This is a genomic window from Actinosynnema sp. NPDC020468 (assembly GCF_040642015.1).
In the GTDB taxonomy this organism is placed as follows: Bacteria; Actinomycetota; Actinomycetes; order Mycobacteriales; family Pseudonocardiaceae; genus Actinosynnema.
In genome coordinates this window covers 171,186-193,685 of the sequence record NZ_JBFAEO010000004.1, presented here as the reverse complement: position 1 = coordinate 193,685, position 22,500 = coordinate 171,186, and the positions used below count along the sequence as shown (strand labels likewise).

Below are 22,500 nucleotides of genomic sequence, written 5' to 3'. Positions count from 1 at the left end.
AGGTGCGCGATCTGGTCGAGATCGGCATGGGCCGGACCGCGAGGCGGGCCTACGAGCTGGACGACGTCGAGATCATCCCGTCCCGGAGGACCCGGTCCTCGAAGGACGTCTCGACGGCGTGGCAGATCGACGCCTACCGGTTCGAGATCCCGCTGATCACCCACCCGACCGACGCGATCGTGTCGCCGGGCACGGCGGTGGCCGTCGGCGAACTGGGCGGTTTGGGCGTCCTCAACGCGGAGGGCCTGTGGGCCCGGCACGGTGACGTGGAGGAGGCGCTGTTCCGGCTGGTGCAGTCGGTGGAGGACACCGACGACCCGGCCGCGCCGGTCCGCGTCCTCCAGGAGCTGCACTCGGCGCCGGTGCGGATGGACCTGGTCGCCGAGGCGATCAAGCAGGTCCGCGAGTCCGGCGTGACGGTGGCGGTGCGGGTCAGCCCGCAGCGCGCGGCCGAGCTCGCGCCGGACCTGCTCGCGGCGGGCGTGGAGATCCTGGTCGTGCAGGGCACGATCATCTCGGCCGAGCACGTGTCGCGCGACGGCGAGCCGCTGAACCTGAAGTCGTTCATCGCGGACCTGGACATCCCGGTCATCGCGGGCGGCGTCGGCGACTACCGCACGGCGATGCACCTGATGCGCACCGGCGCGGCGGGCGTGATCGTCGGCTACGGCTACACGCCGGGCGTGACGACGACCGACGCGGTGCTGGGCATCGGCGTGCCGATGGCGACCGCGATCGCCGACGCCGCCGCCGCGCGGCGCGACTACCTGGACGAGACCGGTGGCCGGTACGTGCACGTGATCGCCGACGGCGGCGTGCTGACCAGCGGTGACATCGCCAAGTCGATCGCGTGCGGCGCGGACGCGGTGATGCTCGGCGAGCCGCTGGCCGCCGCGTCCGAGGCGCCCGCCCAGGGCCTGTACTGGACCGCGGCGTCGGCCCACCCGTCGGTGCCGCGCTCGCACGTGTCGACCGGCGTGGACCAGGTCGTGGACCTGCGCAGCCTGCTGTTCGGGCCGTCGGTGGACCCGCGCGGCGTCACGAACCTCTTCGGCTCGCTGCGCCGCGCCATGGCCAAGACGGGCTACTCGGACCTGAAGGAGTTCCAGAAGGTCGGCCTGACCATCCGGGGCTGACCGCGTTCAGGACGGCTCGGAAGGCCCCCGCCCCGGCGGGGGCCTTTTGCGTGCTGAATCGATCGGGAACTAGCTGTTACCGGAGGTAACGCCTAACCTCGCTGCCATGGGTGAACTCGCCGGTAACAAGACGGACTACGACGTCGTGGTCGTCGGGTCGGGGTTCGGCGGCAGCGTCGCCGCGCTGCGGTTGACCGAGAAGGGCTACCGGGTCGCCGTGCTGGAGGCCGGCCGCCGGTTCGCCGACGACGAGTTCGCCAGGACGTCCTGGGACCTGCGGCGCTACCTCTGGGCGCCGGCGCTCGGCTGCTACGGGATCCAGCGGATCCACGCGCTGCGCAACGTCATGGTGCTGGCGGGCGCCGGGGTCGGCGGCGGGTCGCTGGTCTACGCGAACACCCTGTACCGGCCGCTCAAGCCGTTCTTCACCGACCGGCAGTGGGCGCACATCACCGACTGGGAAGCCGAGCTGGCACCGTTCTACGACCAGGCGAGCCGGATGCTCGGCGTGGTGGAGAACCCGACGACCACGCCGTCGGACCGGGTGATCCGGCAGGTGGCGGCGGACATGGGCGTGGCCGACACCTATCACCCGACGCCCGTCGGCGTGTACTTCGGCGAACCCGGCCGACCCGCGGCCGACCCGTTCTTCGGCGGCGCGGGACCGGAGCGGACCGGCTGCACGGAGTGCGGCGCGTGCATGTCCGGCTGCCGGGTCGGCGCGAAGAACACCCTGGTCAAGAACTACCTGTACCTCGCCGAGCGCAACGGCGCGCAGGTGCTGCCGCTGACCACCGTCACCGACCTGCGGCAGGCGCCCGACGGCACGTGGCACGTCGGCACCCGGCGGACCGGCGGCCGGCTGCGGCGCGGTCGGCGGACGATCACCGCGGGCCAGGTCGTGCTGGCCGCCGGCACGTGGGGTACCCAGCAGCTGTTGCACCGGATGAAGGCCGACGGCGTGCTGCCCGCGTTGTCGCCGCGGCTGGGCGAGCTGACCCGGACCAACTCCGAGTCGATCATCGGGGCCGGTCGGTTCAGCGTGGACGAGAGCCGGAACTTCAGCCGGGGCGTGGCGATCACGTCGTCGTTCCACCCCGACGAGCAGACGCACATCGAGCCCGTGCGGTACGGCAAGGGCAGCAACGCCATGGGGTTGCTGCAAACGCTGGCCACCGACGGGGCGAAGAGCACGCCGCGGCTGCTCCAGTTCCTGGTTCAGGCGGTGCGGCACCCGGTGCGGCTGGCGCGGTTGCTGTCGGTGCACCGGTGGAGCGAGCGCACGGTGATCCTGCTGGTGATGCAAAGCCTGGACAACTCGATCACCACGTTCAGCCGCAGGGGTCTGTTCGGGCGCGGGCTCGGCTCGAAGCAGGGGCACGGCGAGCCGAACCCGGCGTTCATCCCGCTCGGGCACGAGGCGAACACGTTGGCGGCCAAGCACATCGACGGCATCGCGGGCGGCACGTGGGGCGAGTTGTTCAACATCCCGCTCACCGCGCACTTCATCGGCGGCTGCCCGATCGGCGTCGACGCGGACAGCGGCGTGATCGACCCGTACCACCGGGTGCACGGCTACCCCGGGCTGTCCGTGGTCGACGGCGCGGCGATCTCGGCGAACCTCGGCGTGAACCCGTCGCTGACCATCGCGGCGCAGGCCGAGCGGGCGTTCTCCTTGTGGCCCAACAAGGGTGAGTCGGACGGCCGACCGGAGCAGTCGGCGCCGTACCGGCGGGTGGCGGCCGTCGTCCCGGTCGTGCCGGCCGTGCCGTCGGACGCGCCGGGCGCGCTGCGGCTCCCGATCGTCAAGGTGTCGTAGTCGCCCTATGGTGGAGGCGTGGCAACGAAGCCGTTCGCGTCCAGTGCCGACCTGACGCCCAAGGACGAGGAGTTCGTCGAACTCGCGCCCGGGGTGTACGCGCTCACCGCCGAGGGTGACCCCAACGTGGGCGCGGTGGAGGGCGAGGACTTCCTCGTCTGCTTCGAGGCCCGCGCCACGCCCGTCGCCGCGCGCCGGTGGTTGGACGTGCTGCGCCGGCACACCGGGAAACCCGTGCGGTACCTGGTGTTGAGCCACTACCACGCGGTGCGCACGTTGGGCGCCAGTGCTTTCGACGCGGACGCGGTGATCGCGCACGAGGCGACCAGGGCGCTGATCGCGGAACGCGGCGCGCAGGACTGGGAGAGCGAGTTCGGCCGGATGCCGCGGCTGTTCGAGGAGCCGTCGTCCATCCCGGGGTTGACCTGGCCCACGGTGACGTTCTCGGACCGGCTCACCATCCCGCTCGGCGGTGACCGCGGCGACCTCGAACTGCGGCACCTCGGGCGCGGGCACACGGCGGGCGACATCGTGCTCTGGTTGCCGCAGCAGCGGATCCTCTTCGCGGGCGACCTGGTCGAGTCGCGGGCCGCGCTGTACACCGGCGACGCGTTCCACGACGAGTGGGCTTCGTCCACTTTGGACAACGTGGCGGCGCTGGGCGCGGAGGTGCTGGTCGGCGGGCGCGGCGCGGTGGCGCGCGGTCGGGACGAGGTGGACGCGGCGGTCGCGCAGTCCCGGCACTTCCTGGACGAACTCCGCCGCACGGTCGGCACCGTGCACCGGTCCGGTGGCACGCTCGCCCGCGCCTTCGCCGCCGCGCACGCCGCGCTGGAGCCGCGCTACGGCCGGTGGCCGATCTTCGAGCACTGCCTGCCGTTCGACGTGCAGCGGTACTGGGACGAGTTGGACGGCGTGGAGTGGCCGCACATCTGGACCGCCGAGCGGGACCGGGCGGTGTGGGACGCGCTGCGGTGACACCCGTCGTGGTGGTCGGCGCCGGCCCGGTCGGCATGACCGCCGCGTTGTTGCTGGCGCGTGCCGGGGTGCCGACCGTGCTGCTGGAGGCGGCGCGGCGGCGGGAGGCCGTGGGCAGCCGGTCCATCTGCGTGCAGCGGGACGTGCTGGAGGTGCTGGAGCGGGTCGGTGCCGGTCAGGCCGTGGTCGACGCGGGCGTGACGTGGTACCGGGGGCGGACGTTCCACCGCGGTCGCGAGGTGCTGACGACGGAACTTCCCTTCGTGGAGGGCTTTCCGCCGTTCGTGAACACGCCGCAGACGGTGGTGGAGGAGCTCCTGGAGGAGCGCGTCCTCGCCTCACCGCTGATCGATCTCCGTCGCGGGCAACGGGTTGTGGGCCTGGAGCAGGGTGCCGGCGTTCGGGTGTCCACTGTGGACTCCGTGGTCGAGGGCACGCACTGCGTGGCGGCGGACGGCGCGCGGTCGACGGTGCGGGAGCTGCTCGGGGTGCCGTTCGACGGGCACTCGTTCGAGGACCTGTTCGTGATCGCGGACATCCGGGTCGACCTGGGGCACGCCGAACCCGAGCGCCTGTTCCACTTCGACCCGCCGTGGCACCCTGGCCGTCAGGTGCTGCTGCACCCGCAGCCCGGTGGGGTGGTGCGCGTCGACTGGCAGGTGCCGCCGGGTTTCGTGCTCACCGAGGCGCACGTCCGGGCGGTGACGGGTGATCGCCCGTACGAGGTCCTGTGGCAGTCGACGTACCGCTTCCACCAGCGCCGCGCCCGGCGGTTCCGGGAGGGGCGGGTGCTGCTGGTCGGCGACGCGGCCCACGTGATGAGCCCGTTCGGCGCGCGGGGGTTGAACTCGGGGATCTGCGACGCGGACAACGCGGCGTGGAAGATCGCCCTGGACCGGGAGGGTGCCGCGGGCCCGGGCCTCCTGGCGTCCTACGAGGTCGAACGCGGCGGGGCGGCCGACGAGAACCTGGCCGTGACCACCCGGACCATGCGCTTCCTGGTACCCCGCACCGCCGCCGAACACGCCGCCCGCGAGGCGGCTCTGGCGACCGGCCGGGGCATCGACTCGGGCACGCTGTTCGCCCCGAACTCGTACCGGACGTCCCCGCTGACCACCTCGGACGGCCGAATGCTCCCGAACAGCCGCGAATACGGCCCGACCTTCACCGTGCAGGGCGACACCCTGGTCCGCCCCGACGGCCACGTGGCCGCCCACCCCGTCACCGACCTGCCCCGAGCTCTCGCCCGCGCGAAGGGCTTCTGACCGGTACCTCCTGCGTAATTCCTCTTGTTCAACAATCAGATTGTTCAACAATCCCCGCACCCTCGGTAAGAATTGTTGAACAATCCCCCCAGCCTCACGTTCAATTGTTCAACAATCCAACGCGAGCCAGGGCCGGGCGCGCCTCTCCCGACACCGCCCTAGGCACGTGAACCTGGGCCGTCGTCACCGATGCGTGGCCCAGCGTCGGGAGCCTCTCCCGACACCGCCTCCGGTGCGTGAACCTGGGTCGTCGTCACCGGCGCGTGGCCCAGCGTCGGGCGCGCCTCGCCCGACACCGCCTCCGGGTACGCCCGCACGACCGGCGCCGCGAGCCCGTTCGGCGCGCTCGCGGCGGGGCCGGTCGTGAGCGCGGCAGGCGCGGGCGGCTAGAGGCTGATGCCGGTCAGGACCAGGGTGCGTTGCTCGGTGAAGTCGTCCATCGCCGACCTCACCCCTTCCCTCCCCGTGCCCGAGCCCTTCACCCCGCCGTACGGCATCTGGTCCGCCCGGTACGACGGCACGTCGCCGACGATCACGCCGCCGACCTCCAACTCCGCCGCCGCCTCGAACGCGATCGTCACGTCGCGGGTGAACACACCCGCCTGCAACCCGTAGTCGGTGGCGTTGGCCGCCGCGAACGCCGCCGGCACGTCGTCCACCACGGACACCGCCAGCACCGGCCCGAACACCTCCTGCCCCCACACCCGGGCGTCCGCCGGCACGTCCTGCAACACCGTCGGCTCCACAGTGGACCCCGACCGACCACCGCCGACGTGCAGCACCGCGCCACCCGACACCGCCTCGGCCACCCACTCCTCGACCCGGCGCGCGTTGTCCTCGTCGATCAGCGGTCCGACCTCGACCTCGGGGTCGTGCGGGTCGCCGGTGCGCAACGCCGACACCGCCGCCACCAGCTTCGGCACGAACTCCTCGGCCACGTCGCGGTGCACGATCACCCGCTGCACCGCGATGCACGACTGCCCGGCCTGGTAGTTGCCGAACGTGGCGATCCGCGACGCCGCCCAGTCGAGGTCCGGCCAGTCCGGGCACACGATGGCCGCGCTGTTGCTGCCCAGTTCCATCAGCACGTGCTTGCGCGGCGCGGCGTCGGTGAGCGACCGGCCGACGTCGGTGGACCCGGTGAACGAGATGATCGGCAGCCGCTCGTCGGTGACCAGCGACTTCATGTCCCGCCCGCGCACCGGCAGCACCGAGAACACACCCTCGGGCAGGTCCGTCTCGGCCAGCAGCTCACCCAGCAGCAACGCCGACAGCGGCGTGGCGGAGGCGGGTTTCACGATCACCGGCGCGCCCACCGCCAGCGCGGGCGCGACCTTGTGCGCCACCAGGTTCAGCGGGAAGTTGAACGGCGCCACCGCGAGCACCGGCCCGCGCGGCACCCGGCGCACCACGGCCAACCGGCCCTCGCCGCCCGCGTCGGTGTCCAACCGCTGGAGGTCGCCGGTGTACCGCCGCGCCTCCTCGGCCGCGAACCGGAACGTGTTCACCGCCCGCTGCACCTCGACGTTCGCCCACTTCAGGGGCTTGCCGTTCTCGGCGGTGATGGTCTCGGCGATCTCCTCGGCGCGGTCGGCGATCGCCTGCGACACGTGCAGCAGCGCCTTCGCCCGCACGTGCGCCGGGGTTCGCCGGAACTCCCTGGCCACCGCGGCGGCCGCCGCCACCGCCCGTTCCACCTGGTCCGGTCCGGGCACGGCGACCGAGGCCACCTCCGTGCCGTCGAACGGGTGGTAGACGGTGATCGCCTGGGTGCCCTGTTCGGGACGACCGGCGATCCAGCAGGGCCGGGGCTCGGGGGTGGTCGCGTCCATGTCCGACACCGTATTCCGCCGCGCGCCCGATGGCGCTAGTGGTCGAGGAAGTGCGCGCGCACGTAACCCGCGTGGCGCAAGTAGTACTCGTCGTGCCGTTCTTCCCGCTGCCGCGCGAACTCGGGCTGTTCGCGGATCATCCGGACCATGTCGTCCAGCCGGAGCAGCACCCGGTGCGGCAGGTCGTCGGCGGTGATCCCGTACGCCGCGCAGAACAACGCGGCCCGCCGGCGCTGCTCCGGCACGGTGCCGAACTCGGGCGAGAACGGCACCAGGCAGTAGGCCGTGTAGGCGACGTCCCACCACCGCGGCCCCGGCCGGGCCGTGTCGAAGTCGATCACTCCCTTCGGGACCCCGTCGCGGAACACCACGTTGTACGGCGCGAGGTCGTTGTGGCAGATCACCTCCACCGGTTCGACCGGGGGGAACCGCCACCCCTCGCGGAGCCCCACCAGCGGCACGCTCGCGTCGTGCAGCGCGCGGACCACGCGGGCCAGGGCCACCAGGGTGTCGTCGCCGCGCAGTCCGGGCGGGATCGGCGGGTGGCCGACTTCACCCTCCAGGTACGACAGCACCTCCCGGCCCTGCCCGTCGAAGCCCCGCACGACCGGCGAAAGGCCAAGCGGGGCAAGGAGGTCCAGTAGTCGGTGCACGTTCGGCGTCCACGGCCCCACCGGCCGGCGCACCGTGTCGCCGACCCGTGCCACCGCGTTCATGCCGCCTCCGGTGAGCGGTTCCTCGGTCACGTCTGACATCCTTCACCTGCGCGGATTCGCCCGACGGAAGGTCCTCACCCAGTGTCCGACAGCAGCAACCGCCCCGTTCTGGTGGTCGACTTCGGCGCGCAGTACGCGCAGCTGATCGCCCGACGCGTCCGCGAGGCGCAGGTGTACTCCGAGGTCGTGCCGCACACCGCCTCGGTCGACGAGTTGCTGGCCAAGGACCCGGCCGCGATCGTGCTGTCCGGCGGACCGTCCAGCGTCTACGAGTCGGGCGCGCCCCAGGTCGACCCGAAGCTGTTCGAGCTCGGCGTCCCCGTCTTCGGCATCTGCTACGGCTTCCAGGCCATGGCGGGCGCGCTGGGCGGCACGGTCGAGCACACCGGCACCCGCGAGTACGGCCGCACCGAGCTGGGCGTCCGCTCCGAGGGCGGCGTGCTGCACGAGGAGCTGCCCGGCACCCACCCGGTGTGGATGAGCCACGGCGACTGCGTGACGGAGGCGCCCGAGGGCTTCACCGTGACGGCGACCAGCGAGGGCGCGCCGGTGGCCGCGTTCGAGGACCGCGAGCGGCGGTTCGCGGGCGTGCAGTACCACCCGGAGGTCGGCCACTCGCCGCACGGCCAGGAGGTGCTGCGGCGGTTCCTGCACGACATCGCGGGCATCCGGCCGCAGTGGACCACGTCCTCGATCGTGGACGAGCAGGTCGCGCGGATCCGCGAGCAGGTCGGCTCCGGCAACGCGATCTGCGGCCTGTCCGGCGGCGTCGACTCGGCGGTCGCGGCGGCGCTCGTGCAGCGGGCCATCGGCGACCGGCTGACCTGCGTGTTCGTCGACCACGGGCTGCTGCGCGCGGGCGAGCGGGCGCAGGTCGAGCGGGACTACGTGGCGGCGACCGGCGTGAAGCTGGTGACCGTGGACGCGCGCGAGCGGTTCCTGGGCGCGCTGGCGGGCGTCACGGACCCGGAGGAGAAGCGCAAGATCATCGGCCGCGAGTTCATCCGCGTGTTCGAGCAGGCGGAGCGGGACCTGAAGGCCGAGGGTGACTACCAGTTCCTCGTTCAGGGGACGCTCTACCCGGACGTGGTGGAATCCGGCGGCGGCGCCGGCACCGCGAACATCAAGAGCCACCACAACGTCGGCGGTCTGCCGGACGACCTCCAGTTCACCCTGGTCGAACCGCTGCGCGCGCTGTTCAAGGACGAGGTGCGGCGGGTCGGCACCGAGCTGGGCCTGCCGGAGACGATCGTGCAGCGCCAACCGTTCCCCGGCCCGGGCCTGGGCATCCGGATCATCGGCGAGGTGACCGCGGACCGCCTGGAGATCCTCCGCCGCGCGGACGCGATCGCCCGCGAGGAACTCACCGCCGCGGGCCTCGACCGGTCGATCTGGCAGTGCCCGGTGGTGCTGCTGGCGGACGTGCGCAGCGTGGGCGTGCAGGGTGACGGCCGGACCTACGGTCACCCGATCGTGCTGCGCCCGGTGTCCAGCGAGGACGCCATGACGGCCGACTGGACCCGCCTGCCGTACGAGGTCCTGGAACGCATCTCGACCCGGATCACCAACGAGGTGAACGAGGTCAACCGGGTGGTCCTGGACGTCACGAGCAAGCCGCCGGGCACCATCGAGTGGGAGTGACCCTCACCGGATGACCTCGCCCACCGCGCGCAGCCGCTCGTCGCTGCGCGCGGAGGGCATCCGCGCGGCGTGCTCGACGGCCCGCGCGAACACGTCCGCGGCCGCGTCCCGCTCCCCGTTGCGCGCGTGCGCCTCGGCGAGCCAGGTGAGGTAGAACGCCACCTCCCGCGACCGCTCCACCGGGTACCGCGCGACGGCCGCCTCCACCAACGGCCCCGCCACTCCCGGCATCCCGAGTTCGATCAGGCACCGCCCGGCCATCACGTCGATCTCGTTCCGATCGAACCAGTACACCCACTCGGGTTCCACGAGATCGGGCGACCGCCGCTCGTACGCGGCCTCAACGCCGTCCAACGCCCGCCTCGCCCCGTCCCGGTCCCCGGATTTCGCACAGGCCCAGGCGAGCCGGTCGAGGAACAGCGCCCGGACCACCGGCGTGGCCGGAATTCCACCCTGAACGGCGGTACGCGCCAACAACACCCCGTCCCGGTGCCGCCCGGAATTCGTGCATTGATACCCCAACGACGAGAACAACTGCGCCCCGAGAACCCGATCACCGGCCTCCTCCGCCGCACCCACCCCACCGAGGAACAACCGCTCGGCCTCCGCCCGCCGCCCGACATCCCCGGAAACCCACCCGGCCAACTGGGCCAATTCCGCCACCGCGACCAACAACCGCCGCCGAACCACCGAGGAGAACGCGGCCTCCCGCACCAGTCCGACCGCCGAGTCCCATTCCCGCAGCACGACAGGCAGCAGTTCGCCACCGGCCACCACATCGTCCAGACGCCGAAGCTCGACCACCCGAGCCTCCACCACCTCGACCGTCCCCACCCCGATCCGCCGCCCGGCCCGCCGGTGCTCGACCACCGGCGACTCCGCGACCAGCCACTCGTGCGCCCGCCGCACCGGGTCGTCGCCGATCGACACCCCGAGCGCCTGCTCGTAGGCCGTCACCACTCCGGGTGCCGCACGCCGTTTGCCGTTTTCGATCAGGCTCAGATATGCCGCGCTGTAATGCGAAACCTGAGCCATCCGGGTGAGGCTGTAACCCGAATGTTCGCGGGCACTTTTCATTGCACGACCGAGTTCGGACATGTCGCCCCCGTTGTCAACGTTTGTCAACGCGTCCAATCGCCTGAACGCCACCGCCGGCCGGTAGGAAATACGGCGAAAGGCCGTGTGCGGCCACGATACCCAAAGGAGTCGATCGACCGATGAACCTCGCCAGTGGGGCAGTTGTCACGTCCTGGGTCAAGATCCACGGGGACGCCCCGTTCGAGTGCCGGACTTCCGCGGAGGAGGTGGAACTCTCCTTCGGCGCGAACCTCGACCTCGTGTTCACCCGCGAGGCGGCGGGCAAGGTCGCCGCGAAGCTGACCGCGGCCGTCGGCGAGCAGACCGGCCACGAGACCGGCGCGGGAACGAACGAGTAGACCGCGGCGGACCCGGCACGCAAAAAGAAGCAGGGCCGCCCCCCGGGTGCGGCCCTGCTTCGCTGGTGAGCGCGGACTAGCGGCGGCGGCGGGAGCCGAGGAGCAGGCCCAGGCCGATGATCATGGCGCCGCCCGCCAGGACCCAGCGGAGGTCCAGGAAGGCGGGCCAGGACCGGCCGTCCGACAACATGTACGCCGCCGCCACCAGGGCCGCCGCCCCGAAGACCAGGCCGACCACGTCGACCCCACGGCTCACTTCCTGGTCAGCCACGGCTCACCACGACCTCTCCCACGCTGCTCTTCACTTCCAGTTCCACGTGCAGGCCGCCGGGCCCGTCCGTGCCGTTGTCCACCACCCGCTGCGTCTTGCCGCGCCCGTCCGCCTCGTGACCGAGGCACTTCACCGACCCGAGTTCGGTCGAGCACGTCACCGTCACGTCCGCGGTCGGCGGCAGCAGCACCTCCGCCGAACCCACGCCCGCCTCCACGACCGTCTTCACCGACCCGGTCGCGGGCAGCGCGGTCAGGTCCAGCGTCACGGTCCCGGCGTTCGTGTCGTACCGCGCCTCGACCTGCTCCACGTTCACCGGCCGCGCCGTGTAGTCGCCGACCCGGTCCGACCCGCCGAACGAGTCCAGGTGCACCGACGTCATCCCCACGCCCACCACGCTCAGCGGCACCACCAGCCAGATCAGGCCGCGCCCGCCACCGCGGAACGCGCCGACCAGCATGCCGAGCCCCAGCACCGCCACCACGAGCCCGACGACGTGCTGCGGCGAGAACCACGGGCTGTACCCGGACGCCACCACCGAGCCGGCCAGGGTGATCATCGCGAGGCCGAACGTCGCCGAGCCCACCCGCGACTTGCGCCGCCGGACCACCGGTACGGGCGGCGGCACGGGGTCGGGTGTCGGTTCCGGCAGGTCCCACGCGAACGGCGCGGCGCCGAGGGGGTCCCACGCCGGCGGCGTCGTCACCCGGGACGTCTCCTGGTTCATCATCACCTGCTCCGTGATCGGGAGGCCCGGGTCCGACACCGAGGTCGTCACCGGGTCGCGGGGTGCGGGCCGGTTGAGGTGGCCGCGGTTGCGGTGCAGCAGGTAGATGCCGCCGACCGACAGCAGCACGCCGCCGACCATGGTGAACCCGCCGTCCACGAAGAAACCGGTGGCGGGCAGCACGGCGAGCCCGAGCAGCACCGTGAGCGGCACCGGCGTGGAGCTGCGGCCGCGGCCGATCAGCGCCTCCGCCGGCGACACCTCGTCGTCGCTCTGCGCCAGCCACAGCCAGCCCAGGAGGTAGATGAGGAAGCCCGCGCCGTTGCACAGCGCCATGGCGACGAACGCCACCCGGACGATCACCGGGTCGACCCGGTAGCGCTCGGCGATGCCGGCGGCGACACCCGCGATCTTGCGCCCGTCGTGTGGCCGCCTGGGCCTGCTGACCCAGAAGTCCTTCAGCGTCTCCTCGACGCCGGCTGTGCTCAGGTTCCCGCTCACGGTGACCAGCTTGGTGGGGCAGGCCCCACCGCACATCCGGGACCCACCCTGAACCGGGCATCGGGTGGAACCCTGATGCCTCGCACCCGGCGGCGTGTGACGATTCACCCCGTGAGTTCGCAGGTGGAGACCAAGCGCGCCCCGGCGGAACCCGTGCGCAGGCGCCGCACCGCACGCGTGGTCGCCGGTGTGGCGGGCGGCATCGCGGACCACCTCGGCGTCGAGGTGTTCTGGGTGCGCGCGGTGTTCGCGGCGTTGACCGCGCTCAACGGCGTCGGCGTCGTCGCGTACGGGCTGCTGTGGCTGTTCGTGCCGCAACCGCCCGCGGGCACACCGGAACGCGCGGAGGGCCCCAAGGAGAAGCAGCAGGCCATGGGTCTGCTCGCGCTGGGCATCGGCGCGGCGGTCCTCACCGGACTGCTGTCCGGCCCGGTCAGCGGCTGGATCGCCGGTCCGCTCGCGGTGGCGCTGGTCGGCGCGGCGGTGGTGTGGCGCGAGGCGGACGAGGCGCAGCGCAGGAGGTGGCGCGACGGCGCCCGGTCGGGCCTGCTCGGCTCGGGCCGCTCGGCGCTGTTCCGGGTGATCGCGGGCGTGGCGCTGGTCGCCATCGGCATCACCGTGCTGCTGATCAACAACTACGGCCTGGACCAGCTCCAGTTCGCGCTCGTGGCCGTGGTCGCGACCCTGGGCGGCGTCGCGGTGCTGACGATCCCCCTGTGGCTCAAGCTGATCAACGACCTGGGCGAGGAGCGCCGGGTCCGCATCCGCACCGAGGAACGCGCCGAGATCGCGGCGCACCTGCACGACTCGGTGCTCCAGACGCTCGCGCTGATCCAGAAGCAGGCCGAGCAGCCGCGCGAGGTCAAGCGCCTGGCGCGCGGCCAGGAGCGGCAGCTGCGGGACTGGCTCTACGGCCGCGACGGCGTCGACGGCTCCGCGCGCCCGACCACGGTGTCCGCGTCGATCGCGGCCGCGGCGGGCGAGGTGGAGGACCACTTCGCGCTGACCGTGCAGCAGGTCGTCGTCGGCGACTGCGACCTCGACCACAACCTCATCGCGCTGATGAACGCGGCCCGCGAGGCGATGGTCAACGCGGCCAAGCACGCGGGCGTCGGCGAGATCAGCGTGTACGCCGAGGTCGAGCCCGAGAAGGTGGCGGTGTTCGTCCGCGATCGGGGCAAGGGATTCGATCCCGAGGAGGTTCCGGAGGACCGGCATGGCCTCGCCGACTCGATCCGGGGGAGGATGGGCAGGCACGGTGGCGAGGTGAAGCTGCGCACGAGCCCCGGCGAGGGCACCGAGGTGCAGTTGATGATGCCGAGAAAAGCGGAGGCCAGGACATGACGGTGCGGGTATTCCTGGTGGACGACCACGCCCTGTTCCGCGCCGGGGTGCGCGCGGAGCTGGACTCGATCACCGACGAGATCGAGGTGGTCGGCGAGGCCGGCTCGGTCGGCGAGGCGGTCGCCGGCATCGGCCACCACCGGCCGGACGTGGTGCTGCTGGACGTCCACATGCCCGACGGCGGCGGCGCGGAGGTGCTCCGGCAGATCCGCACGAGCCTGCCCGAGGTCGTCTTCCTGGCGCTGTCGGTCTCGGACGCGGCCGAGGACGTGATCGCGGTCATCCGGGCCGGCGCGCGCGGCTACGTGACCAAGACGATCTCCAGCCAGGAGCTGGTACGCGCGGTGGTCCGGGTGTCCGAGGGCGACGCGGTGTTCAGCCCCCGGCTGGCCGGTTTCGTGCTGGACGCCTTCGCGGACCGCCCCGGCGCGGCCCCGATCAGCGACCCCGAGCTCGACCTGCTGACCCCGCGCGAACGCGACGTGCTGCGCCTGCTGGCGCGCGGCTACGCGTACAAGGAGATCGCGTCGGAGCTGTTCATCTCGGTGAAGACGGTCGAGACGCACGTGTCGAGCGTGCTGCGCAAGACCCAGCTCTCCAACCGCTACGAGCTGTCCCGCTGGGCCTCCGACCGCCGCCTGGTCTAGGCCTCGGCGGTGTCGGTGATGCGCATCCCGCCGTCCTCGGTGGACAGGGTGTGCCGGTAGCGACCCTCGCTCCGGCCGTCGTGCTCGCGGAACTTCAGCGTCACGTACGCGGTGAACGTGCCGTCGCCGTCGTCCCGCACGTCGATCGAGTCCACCCGGACGTCGGCGTACCCCTCCCAGAACGCGGTGTACTCGTCCAGCTCGGGCCTGCCCTCCGGCGCGAGGTCGAGCCACGCCCGCTCGGGCTGGGCGGGCAGCAGGTCGTAGTGCCCGATCAGGAACCCGCGCACGTGCTCGGTGTCGAACCGCTGCTCCGAGGTCGAGGTGGTCGGCCCGGCCGTGCCGTCGGACGACGGCCAGGGCACTGTCAGCGCGACCACGCCCACCGCGACCAGCAGCACCGCCGCCACGCCGAACGCCACGAGCCGCCGTGCCGGGAACCGCGCGGCGGGCCGGGCCACGACCTGGGTGGCGGGTTCGGCGGGTCGGGGTTCGGCGCCGGACACCATCAGCAGCGTCGGGTTCCGGGGTTCGGGCGCGGGTAGCCGTTCCGGCAGCACGATCGCGGGCGGCGCGGAGGCCAGTGGCGCGAGCAGCGCGCCCGCCTCGGCGGCGGTGGGTCGGTCGGCGGGTTCCACGGCGAGCAGCCGGGTCAGCACGGCGGTCAGCTCGCCCGCGCCGCGTGGCGGGTCGAACTCGCCGCGCGAGGCGCGGTACAGCAGGCCGAGGCTGTTGTCGGCGTCGCCGACCGGAGGTCGGCCCTCGACCGCCGCGTACAGGGTCGCACCCAGCGCGAACACGTCGGAGGCCGCGCCGGGCTGGTCGCCGCGCGCCACCTCGGGCGCCAGGAAGGCGGGGGTGCCGGCGATCACGCCGGTGTCGGTCACCGTGCCGTCGTCGAGCGCACGGGAAATGCCGAAGTCGGTGAGCTTGACCGTGCCCGCGGTGCCGATCAGCACGTTCGACGGCTTCACGTCGCGGTGCACCACGCCCACCGCGTGCGCCGCCGCCAGTGCCGCGGCCACGTGCACGCCGACCGCCGCCGCTTCCGCGGGTGTCGCCACCCGCTCGGCCAGCACCTCGGCGAGGCTGCGCGAAGGCAGGTACTCCATGATCAACCAGGGGCTGCCGTCGGCGACGACCACGTCGAACACCGTGATCGCGTCGGGGTGGTGGAGCCGGGCGGCGATGCGTGCCTCGCGCATCGCCCTCGCCCTGGCCTGCTCGACCTCGGAAGGCGCGAGGTCGGGCAACCGGAGCTGCTTCACCGCCACCACCCGGTCGAGCAGTGTGTCCCGAGCCCGCCAGACGACGCCCATGGCGCCGCTGCCGACGTGCTCGTCCAGCGCGTACCGACCGCCGATGATCCCCCCGGACGTCATGTCCGAAGGCTAGGCCATCAGTTGGTCGAGACGAGCTTCGCGAGCTCCCGGTCGAAGTCGATCCACAGGTCCTCCTCGCCGGGCTGGACCACGTCGTAGGTGAGGTCCAGGAACTCGGCGATGTGCTCGGCCTCGGCGGACAGGATCGCGAACCCGGTCGGCGCGTTCAGCTCGACCAGCACCCGCTCCGGGTCGTCGGCCGCCGGCCGGACCAGGATGTCGCCCTCGCCGGACGGCGTCAGCAGGCCGTCCGCGAGCAGGTCGCGGGCGAAGATCCACTCGACCTTGCCCTGCCCGGTGTGGAACAGGACGGCGACCGCGTACGGGTCCTCGGGCTCGTAGTGCAGCTCGGCCTCGACCGGCGCCGGCGCGACGCCGGGCACCAGGAGGTGGAACGTGGTGCTGGTGGTGATGCTCTCGTGGCTCATGTCCCTCGGACCTTCCCGTTCGAACTTCGCTCTCACGAGAGGAGACGTCCGCGAACGCCGTTCGGGACGTGGATCCCGCGAACACCACGCTATCGGGGGAGACCTGGCTCTCAAGTGCACCCGTTTGCCCAGGTGGGACGTCTCAGATGGCCGTACCGGCGAGTAACCGTGCGTTATCGCAGGTCACTTGAGCGTAGTCGCGGGCTCCTTGATCGGCACCACGGCCGTCGCCGGCTGCTTCCGGGACAGCGCGACGCCCACCAGGACGACCACCATGCCCGCCACCACGCGGAGGTTCAGGCCCTCCCCGAGGAACACCGCGCCGAGCAGCACGGAGACCACGGGCAGCAGGTAGCCGACCGACGTGGTGTTGGTCGGACCCTCGTCCTCGATCAGCCGGTAGTTGATGACGAACGCGACGCCGGTGCCGAGCACGCCCAGGACCGCGATCGCGACCAGTGCCTGCCACGTGAGGTGGGGCTCCCCGAGCCCGCCGGCCGGCAGCACCAGCAGGCTCAGCCCGGACGCCGTCACGAGTTGCGCCGAGGCGAGCTGGATCGACGTGAGCCCGCGCCCGGACAGGGTGCGGCCGATGTAGGTGTAGCTGACCGCGTAGCAGGCGGCCGCCGCGAGGCAGGCGAGCGCGCCCCAGCCGGCCAGCCCGGCCTTCTCCCACGGCGCGAAGATCAGCAGCGTGCCGACGAACCCGAGCAGCAGGCCGGCGATCCTGGTCGCGCCCCGGTTGCGCTCATAGCCCAGCACCAGGCCGAACGCCAGCGTCCACAGCGGGGTGGTGGCGTTCAGCACGCCGGCCACGCCCGAGTCCACGGTCTGCTCGCCCACCGCGAACAGCACGAACGGGATCACGTTGCCGAACGCGGCCGCGATGACGAGGTGACCCCACACCTTCCGGTCGCCGGGCAGCCGCTGACCGCGGGTGTGGACCATGGCCACCAGGACGACCGCGCCGAGCACCGTGCGGACGAACGCGAGCTGCACCGGGGAGAAGCCGGTGAGCGCGATCTTGATCCACAGGAAGCTCGAACCCCACAGCAGGGCGAGGACGCCCATCCTGATCAGCGTGCCTGGTCTGTTCACACCGGATACCCTGCGCCCTGACGAAGCATCAGCACAAGTTAAGAGAACTGCACAACCTTTAAGCAACGCTGTAAGGTCGGCGGGCATGTTGGACGTGCGACGACTCCAGGTGCTCCGGGCCGTGGTCACCACCGGCTCCATCACCGCCGCCGCGGTGAACCTCGGCTACACCCCGTCGGCGGTGAGCCAGCAGGTGGCCGCGCTGGAGAAGCAGGCCGGGTTGCCGCTGCTGGACCGGGTCGGCCGCGGCGTGCGGCCCACCGTGGCGGGCCGGCTGCTCACCGAGCACGCGGCGCTGATCACCGAACGCCTGGTGGAGGCCGAGGCCGCGCTGTCCGACCTGCGCGCCGGGCGCACCGGCAGGCTCCGGCTGCGCTACTTCGCCACCGCCGGCGCGGCCCTGCTGCCGCCCGCCGTCGCCCGGTTCCGGGCCGAGCACCCCGAGGTGCGGCTCGACCTCAAGCTCACCGAGCCCGACGACCCGATGGTCGAGGTCGAGGCCGGTCGCGCGGACGTGGCGATCGTGGTCGTGCCGCCGGAGTCCGAGCCGCCGCGCGGGGTGCACCTCGAGCACCTGCTCGACGACCCGTACCTGGCCGTGCTGCCGCGCGGGCACGAGCTGACCCGCAAGCGGGTGCTCGACCTGTCCGACCTCGCCGACCAGCCGTGGGTGGACGCGGTCAACCTGCCCGGCACGTGCCGGGACATCGTGGTCGACGCGTGCGCGGGCGCCGGGTTCACGCCGAACGTGGTGGTCGAGGCGGACGACTACCCGACGTCGCAGGGTTTCGTCGCGGCCGGGCTCGGCGTGACCATCGTGCCCAAGCTCGGCCTGGGCGTCGGGCACCAGGGCGTGGCGGTGCGCCGACTGCGCCGCCCGCAACCGACCCGCACCATCTGCGCCGCGATCCGGCAGGAGGCCGTCGGCCTGTCCTCGGTGCACAGCCTGCTGGCCGCGCTGAAGGCCGCGGCCGCCCGGTAGCTCAGTAGCCCTTGCTCAGGGTTTCCTCGCGCGAGATGAACAGCGCCGAGTCGGTCCACTGGAGGACGACCAGCCGGCGTTCCTTCTCGACCGACTTGTCCTTCATGGTGAACGCGATGTCGACCTCGTAGGCGTACGCCGAGTTCTCCTTGACCGCGTCCAGCTTCACCGAGTCGACGTCCTCCCAGAAGCCCTCGTACGTGGCGTAGCCGCCCGACGAGCTCTGGTAGCCGGGCGACAACCGGGAGAAGCCCTCCTTGACGTTGTCCGGCAGCAGGGCGAAGTAGTCCCGGACCGTCTGCTCCAGCTGCGCGGGCGTCGGGTCCGCGGTGATCTTCGCGGGCGGCGGGACGGACTTCTTGGTGGTCGTCGTCGGCTTGTCGTCGCCGCCGGCGGCCGGCTGGGTCGTGGAGGTGTCCGCGCCCGCCTGGTTCTGGGCGCCGCCACCGCCGGTGAGCGTGCTCGCCAGCAGGATGCCCACGACCGCCGCCGCGGCGATCGCGAGCGCGGTCACCACCGTCGTCTTCTTGTTCCGACCCGGACCCCGGGACGCCGGCTTCGCGGCCGGGCGCGCCGCCGCGGGACGGGGCGGCGGGCGGTGGTCCGGCGGCGGCTGGTGCGCCGCGACCGGCTGCACGGGGGCGCCGATCCGGGTGGCCTGCGGCGCGGGCTTCGCGGGCCTCGCCTGGTTCGGCACCGGGCGGGTGGGCGCGTTGGCGGGCGAACCCTGCCACGACGGCGGGCTCGTCGGCGGCACGGCCACCGGGAACTCGGGCGCGGCCCGACCGGCGGCGACGGCGGCCAGCGCCTCGCGCGCCTCGGCCATCGTCGGCCGGTCCTCGGGCTCCGCGCGCAGCAGGCGCATCAGCAGCGCGGTCAGCGGGCCCGCCTGCTTGGGCGGCGTGACCTTGCCCGACGCGACCTGGTGCAGCAGCGCGATGGTGTTCTCGTTCAGGCCGAACGGCGGCGCGCCCTCGATCGCCGCGTACAGCGTCGAGCCCAGCGAGAAGACGTCCGACGGCGGGCCCGGGTCGTAGCCCTTGGCGACCTCGGGCGCGAGGTACGCGGGGGTGCCGGCGAGCATGCCCGTCGCGGTGACCGTCACGTCGCCGGTCGCCCGGGAGATGCCGAAGTCGGTGATCTTGACCGTGCCCTCGTTGCCCAGCAGCACGTTGCCGGGCTTGATGTCCCGGTGCACGATGCCCGCGGTGTGCGCGGCGGCCAGCGCCGAGGCGACCTGGGAGCCGATCGACGCCACGTCGCGCGGGCTCAGCGTGCCGCGCTCGGACAGCACCGAGGACAGGCTGCGCGACGGCAGGTACTCCATGACCAGCCACGGCTGGCCGTCGTGGTCGGCCACGTCGTAGACCGCGATCGCGTGCGGGTGCTGGAGCCGGGCGGCGATGCGGCCCTCGCGCATGGCGCGGCGCTTGGCCTCGTCCGTGTCGGACTCCGCGAGCCCCGGCTGGAGCAGCAGCTGCTTCACGGCGACCGTGCGGTGCAGGCGCTCGTCGTGTGCCGTCCAGACGATGCCCATGGCACCGCTGCCGATTCGCTGGCCCAGTCGGTAGCGGCCAGCGACCAGGCGGCCATCGTCGGTCACGGCTGCTCCCAGTGCGGTTGCTTCTTCAGTGGCGAACACCGGAGACATCGCCACGTGGACAAGAACGTTGCATCACCCGATCGGGTTCGGGGTCCACCTTACGAGGTTCACCCACCGGCCGGCGGCTGCGTCGTCGTCGTCGGCACGGTGGTCGTCACCGGGGCCTTGGTCGTGGTGGTGGTGGTCGTCGTCGTGGTGGTCGTGGTGGTCGTCGTCGTGGTCGGCTCGGTCGTGGTCGTCGTCGGCTGGGTCGTGGTGGTGACCTGCTCCTCCGTCGTCCGCGGCGCCTCGACGGTGGTCGTCGGCGTCGGCTTCGCCGTGGTCGTGGTCGTCACCGGCGTCGAGGAACTGCTCGTCGTGACCGGCGTGACCTGCGGCTTCGAGTCGAACGCGCCCAGCGCCACCATCAGCACGCCGATGAGCAGCAGCAGGCCGAGCACCACCGCGGTGACGATCAGCGGCCGGTTGTTCGACGACGGCGGCGCGACCGGCGGCACCGTGCGCGGGTTGGTGCGCGGGTGCGTCGTGCGCGGGTCGGCGCGCGGCCGCACCACGTGGGTGCGCTCGGCGTCCATGACCGCCGTGTTCGGCACGCCCACCGGCAGCACGCCGGGTGTGCTCGCCGGGCGCAACCCGGTGAGCGTGGGCGGACGACCGGTGGCCACCGCGTGCAGCAGGTCGCGGGCCTGGGCCATGGTCGGCCGTTCCGCGGGGTCGTAGTTGAGCAGCCGCAGCAGCACGTCGGTGAGCGGGCCCTCCTGGGTGGGAGGGTTGATCCGGCCGGCGGCGACCGCGTGCAGCACGCCCAGCGTGTTCTCGGACAGGCCGAACGGCGGCTCGCCCTCGTGCGCGGCGTACAGCGTGGAGCCGAGCGAGAAGACGTCCGAGGCCGCGGACGGGTCCTGGCCGCGGGCGATCTCCGGCGCCAGGTACGCGGGCGTGCCGGCGATGAGACCCGTCTTGGTGACCGTCACGTCGTCGGTGGCCCGGGAGATGCCGAAGTCGGTGATCTTCACCAAGCCGCTGTCCGCGATCAGCACGTTGCCGGGCTTCACGTCCCGGTGCACGATGCCCGCGGCGTGGGCGGCGGCCAGCGCGGCGGCGGCCTGGTAGCCGATCTGGGCGACCTCGACCGGGTCGAGCGGTCCGTGCTCGGCGAGCGTGTCCGCCAGGCTGAAGGACTGGAGGTACTCCATGACCAGGCACGGAGCGCCGTTCTCCTCCACCACGTCGTACACCGCGATGGCGTTCGGGTGGTGCAGCTTGGCGGCGATGCGGCCCTCGCGCATGGCGCGCTGGATCGCCTCGTCCTGCTCGGTGGCGTCGAGGCTGGGTTGGAGCAGCAGCTGCTTGACCGCGACGATCCGGCCGAGCCGCTCGTCCTGGGCGCGCCACACGATGCCCATCGCTCCGCTGCCGATGCGGTCCAGGAAGCGGTAGCGCTCGGCGATCAACCGACCGTCCGTGCTCACCGTGCCTCCCCGGTGGGGCGCTGCGTGACCGGCGCTGGTGCGGCAGGTCTCACGCTCGGGCTCCTCGTCGTACGGGGTCTCGGTTCGGCGTTGGCGGGCGCTCGCCCGCAGAGCCTACCTCGGTGGCCGGTCGGCCCGAGCCGACGCCCGCAGGCCCGTGGCCCCGCTCGCGCCGATCCGTCCGACCCGGCAGGTGATACCCGATCACGTCCGGTCAAGTCACCGGTTCGGGTGAAGATCCACCAAACTGGGTCCATCCGGCCGAACGTGCCGCGCGTCCTGGGACCGGACAACGGGATTCGGCCGGCGGCGCGCGTCCGGGCCGGTGGCCGCCCGGTGCGCGAGGAGCGCCGGTGGTTACGCGGGCGCGAAGAAGTCGAAGGCGCCCAGGGGCTCGATCGACGTGCTCAGGCTCACGGTGGTGGTGGGGAGCACGGAGGAGCTCGGCTGCGCCACGACGCTCGACGTGGGGACCACGGAGCGGGTCGTGGGCGGCGGCGGTGCCTGGGTGGTCGTGGTCGGCGCCGGGGTGGTGGTCGACGGCGGCGTGGTCGTGTCGCGGGGCGGCGGGGGCGCCTCGGTGGTGGTGGTCGGCGGCGCCTGGGTGGTGGTCGTCGGCTGCGGCTGCTGGGGCTGCTGCGGCTGGTTCACCACGGGCGGCGGCGCGTCCTGGGTGGCCGGCGCCTCGGTGGTCGTCTCCGGCGCGGAGGTGGTGCTCTCGGGCGCGGGCTTGTCCTTGGCGGCGCCCGCCAGGTCGGCGCCGAGGGACTCGGTGCTGCGGGCGGCCGGGCGGGTGTCGAAGCGCACCTCCGCCAGCGGGCGCTCGTCGGGCGAGGACAGCCACTGGGACGCGCCGAACGCGACCGTGCCGCACAGCACCACGCCGCCACTGGCCATCGCCACGAGCTTCGGCACGGAGAACCCGCCGCCGCGCTCCTCCTCGCCTGCCCGGCCCTCGCGCCGGAGCAGCTCGGTCACGTGCAGCTCGCGCCCGGACAGGTTCGTCGCGTGGTGCGGCACCGGCACGGTGTCGAGCACGTCGTCGGTGATCCGGGGGAACTCGATCGTCTCGGCTTCACGGCGAGCGATCAGGTCGGCGACGGACAACCGCTCCGTCGACCCGTCCAACCGACGGCGTTTGTCGTCGTTCGACACCGCGCTTCACCCTTCCCGGAACAACCGAAAAGCAACTGACCGGGAACATGGATACCGAATCGTGACC

At 72.5% G+C, this 22,500-nt stretch carries 20 protein-coding genes; 9 read left to right on the top strand and 11 right to left on the bottom strand.

Translation table 11 applies throughout. From position 1 onward, the window contains the following. The first annotated feature begins 2 nt into the window (after window positions 1–2). The 4 genes from AB0G50_RS05665 (at window position 3) to AB0G50_RS05650 (ending at window position 5,198) form a co-directional block, all read left to right on the top strand. A complete protein-coding gene (locus AB0G50_RS05665; RefSeq protein ID WP_360102641.1) occupies window positions 3–1,136 on the top strand; it encodes a GuaB3 family IMP dehydrogenase-related protein in 1,134 nt (377 codons plus the stop codon). Between the two features lie 106 nt (window positions 1,137–1,242). After that, a complete protein-coding gene (locus AB0G50_RS05660) occupies window positions 1,243–2,955 on the top strand; it encodes a GMC family oxidoreductase (RefSeq protein WP_360102639.1) in 1,713 nt (570 codons plus the stop codon). Between the two features lie 18 nt (window positions 2,956–2,973). After that, window positions 2,974–3,933 (top strand): MBL fold metallo-hydrolase, encoded by a 960-nt coding sequence (locus tag AB0G50_RS05655; RefSeq protein ID WP_360102637.1) that lies wholly within the window; start codon window positions 2,974–2,976, stop codon window positions 3,931–3,933. Continuing rightward, window positions 3,930–5,198 (top strand): FAD-dependent monooxygenase, encoded by a 1,269-nt coding sequence (locus AB0G50_RS05650; RefSeq protein WP_360102635.1) that lies wholly within the window; start codon window positions 3,930–3,932, stop codon window positions 5,196–5,198. The genes AB0G50_RS05655 and AB0G50_RS05650 overlap by 4 nt, the downstream gene beginning before the upstream one ends. A 386-nt stretch (window positions 5,199–5,584) precedes the next feature. Here the strand turns inward: AB0G50_RS05650 and AB0G50_RS05645 are convergent, their stop codons facing one another. Together AB0G50_RS05645 and AB0G50_RS05640 are read right to left on the bottom strand one after the other, a co-directional pair. Next, window positions 5,585–7,030, bottom strand: coding sequence for an aldehyde dehydrogenase family protein (locus AB0G50_RS05645; RefSeq protein WP_360102633.1), 1,446 nt, complete (start codon window positions 7,028–7,030; stop codon window positions 5,585–5,587). Between the two features lie 35 nt (window positions 7,031–7,065). Next, window positions 7,066–7,785, bottom strand: coding sequence for a phosphotransferase (locus AB0G50_RS05640; protein ID WP_360102631.1), 720 nt, complete (start codon window positions 7,783–7,785; stop codon window positions 7,066–7,068). Window positions 7,786–7,827: 42 nt separating this feature from the next. On the opposite strand from AB0G50_RS05640, the gene guaA reads away from it, so the two are divergent. Then, a complete protein-coding gene (gene guaA, locus AB0G50_RS05635) occupies window positions 7,828–9,387 on the top strand; it encodes a glutamine-hydrolyzing GMP synthase (RefSeq protein WP_360102629.1) in 1,560 nt (519 codons plus the stop codon). A 3-nt stretch (window positions 9,388–9,390) separates the two neighbouring features. On the opposite strand, the gene AB0G50_RS05630 is transcribed toward guaA, so the two are convergent. Beyond that, entirely contained in the window at window positions 9,391–10,485 is a 1,095-nt protein-coding gene (locus AB0G50_RS05630) for a helix-turn-helix transcriptional regulator (RefSeq protein ID WP_360102627.1), read from the bottom strand. 119 nt (window positions 10,486–10,604) lie between these two features. Here AB0G50_RS05630 and AB0G50_RS05625 point away from each other — a divergent pair, with 119 nt between their 5' ends. Beyond that, window positions 10,605–10,823 (top strand): hypothetical protein, encoded by a 219-nt coding sequence (locus tag AB0G50_RS05625; RefSeq protein WP_360102625.1) that lies wholly within the window; start codon window positions 10,605–10,607, stop codon window positions 10,821–10,823. 76 nt (window positions 10,824–10,899) lie between these two features. Here AB0G50_RS05625 and AB0G50_RS05620 read toward each other — a convergent pair whose 3' ends face one another. Next, window positions 10,900–11,094: a hypothetical protein gene (locus AB0G50_RS05620; RefSeq protein WP_360102623.1), complete on the bottom strand. Its 195-nt coding sequence runs from the start codon at window positions 11,092–11,094 to the stop codon at window positions 10,900–10,902. Continuing rightward, window positions 11,087–12,322: a PspC domain-containing protein gene (locus AB0G50_RS05615; protein WP_360102621.1), complete on the bottom strand. Its 1,236-nt coding sequence runs from the start codon at window positions 12,320–12,322 to the stop codon at window positions 11,087–11,089. Before AB0G50_RS05615 ends, AB0G50_RS05620 begins: the two co-directional genes overlap by 8 nt. A gap of 111 nt (window positions 12,323–12,433) precedes the next feature. On the opposite strand from AB0G50_RS05615, the gene AB0G50_RS05610 reads away from it, so the two are divergent. Both AB0G50_RS05610 and AB0G50_RS05605 read left to right on the top strand, forming a co-directional pair. Continuing rightward, the gene (locus AB0G50_RS05610; protein ID WP_360102619.1) at window positions 12,434–13,666 is read left to right on the top strand and encodes a PspC domain-containing protein; all 1,233 of its coding nucleotides are present in this window, start codon (window positions 12,434–12,436) and stop codon (window positions 13,664–13,666) included. After that, window positions 13,663–14,313, top strand: coding sequence for a response regulator transcription factor (locus AB0G50_RS05605; protein ID WP_360102617.1), 651 nt, complete (start codon window positions 13,663–13,665; stop codon window positions 14,311–14,313). Before AB0G50_RS05610 ends, AB0G50_RS05605 begins: the two co-directional genes overlap by 4 nt. Here the strand turns inward: AB0G50_RS05605 and AB0G50_RS05600 are convergent. The 3 genes from AB0G50_RS05600 to AB0G50_RS05590 all read right to left on the bottom strand — a co-directional run bounded on the left by AB0G50_RS05600 (window position 14,310) and on the right by AB0G50_RS05590 (window position 17,194). Beyond that, the gene (locus tag AB0G50_RS05600) at window positions 14,310–15,695 is read right to left on the bottom strand and encodes a serine/threonine-protein kinase (protein ID WP_360102615.1); all 1,386 of its coding nucleotides are present in this window, start codon (window positions 15,693–15,695) and stop codon (window positions 14,310–14,312) included. The two genes, AB0G50_RS05605 and AB0G50_RS05600, sit on opposite strands and share 4 nt — an antisense overlap. A 17-nt stretch (window positions 15,696–15,712) precedes the next feature. Then, window positions 15,713–16,123: an SsgA family sporulation/cell division regulator gene (locus AB0G50_RS05595; protein WP_360102613.1), complete on the bottom strand. Its 411-nt coding sequence runs from the start codon at window positions 16,121–16,123 to the stop codon at window positions 15,713–15,715. A gap of 183 nt (window positions 16,124–16,306) precedes the next feature. Further along, complete coding sequence (locus AB0G50_RS05590; RefSeq protein ID WP_360102724.1) at window positions 16,307–17,194, bottom strand: EamA family transporter; 888 nt, start codon at window positions 17,192–17,194, stop codon at window positions 16,307–16,309. 112 nt (window positions 17,195–17,306) lie between these two features. On the opposite strand from AB0G50_RS05590, the gene AB0G50_RS05585 reads away from it, so the two are divergent. Next, window positions 17,307–18,203, top strand: a complete 897-nt coding sequence (locus tag AB0G50_RS05585; protein ID WP_360102611.1) for a LysR family transcriptional regulator — start codon at window positions 17,307–17,309, stop codon at window positions 18,201–18,203. 1 nt (window position 18,204) lies between these two features. Here the strand turns inward: AB0G50_RS05585 and AB0G50_RS05580 are convergent, their stop codons facing one another. From AB0G50_RS05580 to AB0G50_RS05570, 3 genes are all read right to left on the bottom strand, one after another. Next, entirely contained in the window at window positions 18,205–19,740 is a 1,536-nt protein-coding gene (locus AB0G50_RS05580) for a serine/threonine-protein kinase (protein ID WP_360102609.1), read from the bottom strand. Window positions 19,741–19,913: 173 nt separating this feature from the next. Beyond that, entirely contained in the window at window positions 19,914–21,278 is a 1,365-nt protein-coding gene (locus AB0G50_RS05575) for a serine/threonine-protein kinase (RefSeq protein ID WP_360102607.1), read from the bottom strand. 357 nt (window positions 21,279–21,635) lie between these two features. Further along, window positions 21,636–22,433, bottom strand: a complete 798-nt coding sequence (locus tag AB0G50_RS05570; RefSeq protein WP_360102605.1) for a hypothetical protein — start codon at window positions 22,431–22,433, stop codon at window positions 21,636–21,638. Between the last annotated feature and the right edge of the window lie 67 nt (window positions 22,434–22,500).

Excerpts from the sequence above, each read along its gene's own strand:
- AB0G50_RS05660 (WP_360102639.1), top strand. The coding sequence starts at position 1,243 with ATGGGTGAACTCGCCGGTAACAAGACGGACTACGACGTCGTGGTCGTC.
- AB0G50_RS05645 (WP_360102633.1), bottom strand. The coding sequence starts at position 7,030 with ATGGACGCGACCACCCCCGAGCCCCGGCCCTGCTGGATCGCCGGTCGT.
- AB0G50_RS05640 (WP_360102631.1), bottom strand. The coding sequence starts at position 7,785 with ATGTCAGACGTGACCGAGGAACCGCTCACCGGAGGCGGCATGAACGCG.
- AB0G50_RS05630 (WP_360102627.1), bottom strand. The coding sequence starts at position 10,485 with ATGTCCGAACTCGGTCGTGCAATGAAAAGTGCCCGCGAACATTCGGGT.
- AB0G50_RS05625 (WP_360102625.1), top strand. The coding sequence starts at position 10,605 with ATGAACCTCGCCAGTGGGGCAGTTGTCACGTCCTGGGTCAAGATCCAC.
- AB0G50_RS05605 (WP_360102617.1), top strand. The coding sequence starts at position 13,663 with ATGACGGTGCGGGTATTCCTGGTGGACGACCACGCCCTGTTCCGCGCC.
- AB0G50_RS05600 (WP_360102615.1), bottom strand. The coding sequence starts at position 15,695 with ATGACGTCCGGGGGGATCATCGGCGGTCGGTACGCGCTGGACGAGCAC.
- AB0G50_RS05595 (WP_360102613.1), bottom strand. The coding sequence starts at position 16,123 with ATGAGCCACGAGAGCATCACCACCAGCACCACGTTCCACCTCCTGGTG.
- AB0G50_RS05590 (WP_360102724.1), bottom strand. The coding sequence starts at position 17,194 with ATGGGCGTCCTCGCCCTGCTGTGGGGTTCGAGCTTCCTGTGGATCAAG.
- AB0G50_RS05585 (WP_360102611.1), top strand. The coding sequence starts at position 17,307 with ATGTTGGACGTGCGACGACTCCAGGTGCTCCGGGCCGTGGTCACCACC.
- AB0G50_RS05580 (WP_360102609.1), bottom strand. The coding sequence starts at position 19,740 with ATGGGCATCGTCTGGACGGCACACGACGAGCGCCTGCACCGCACGGTC.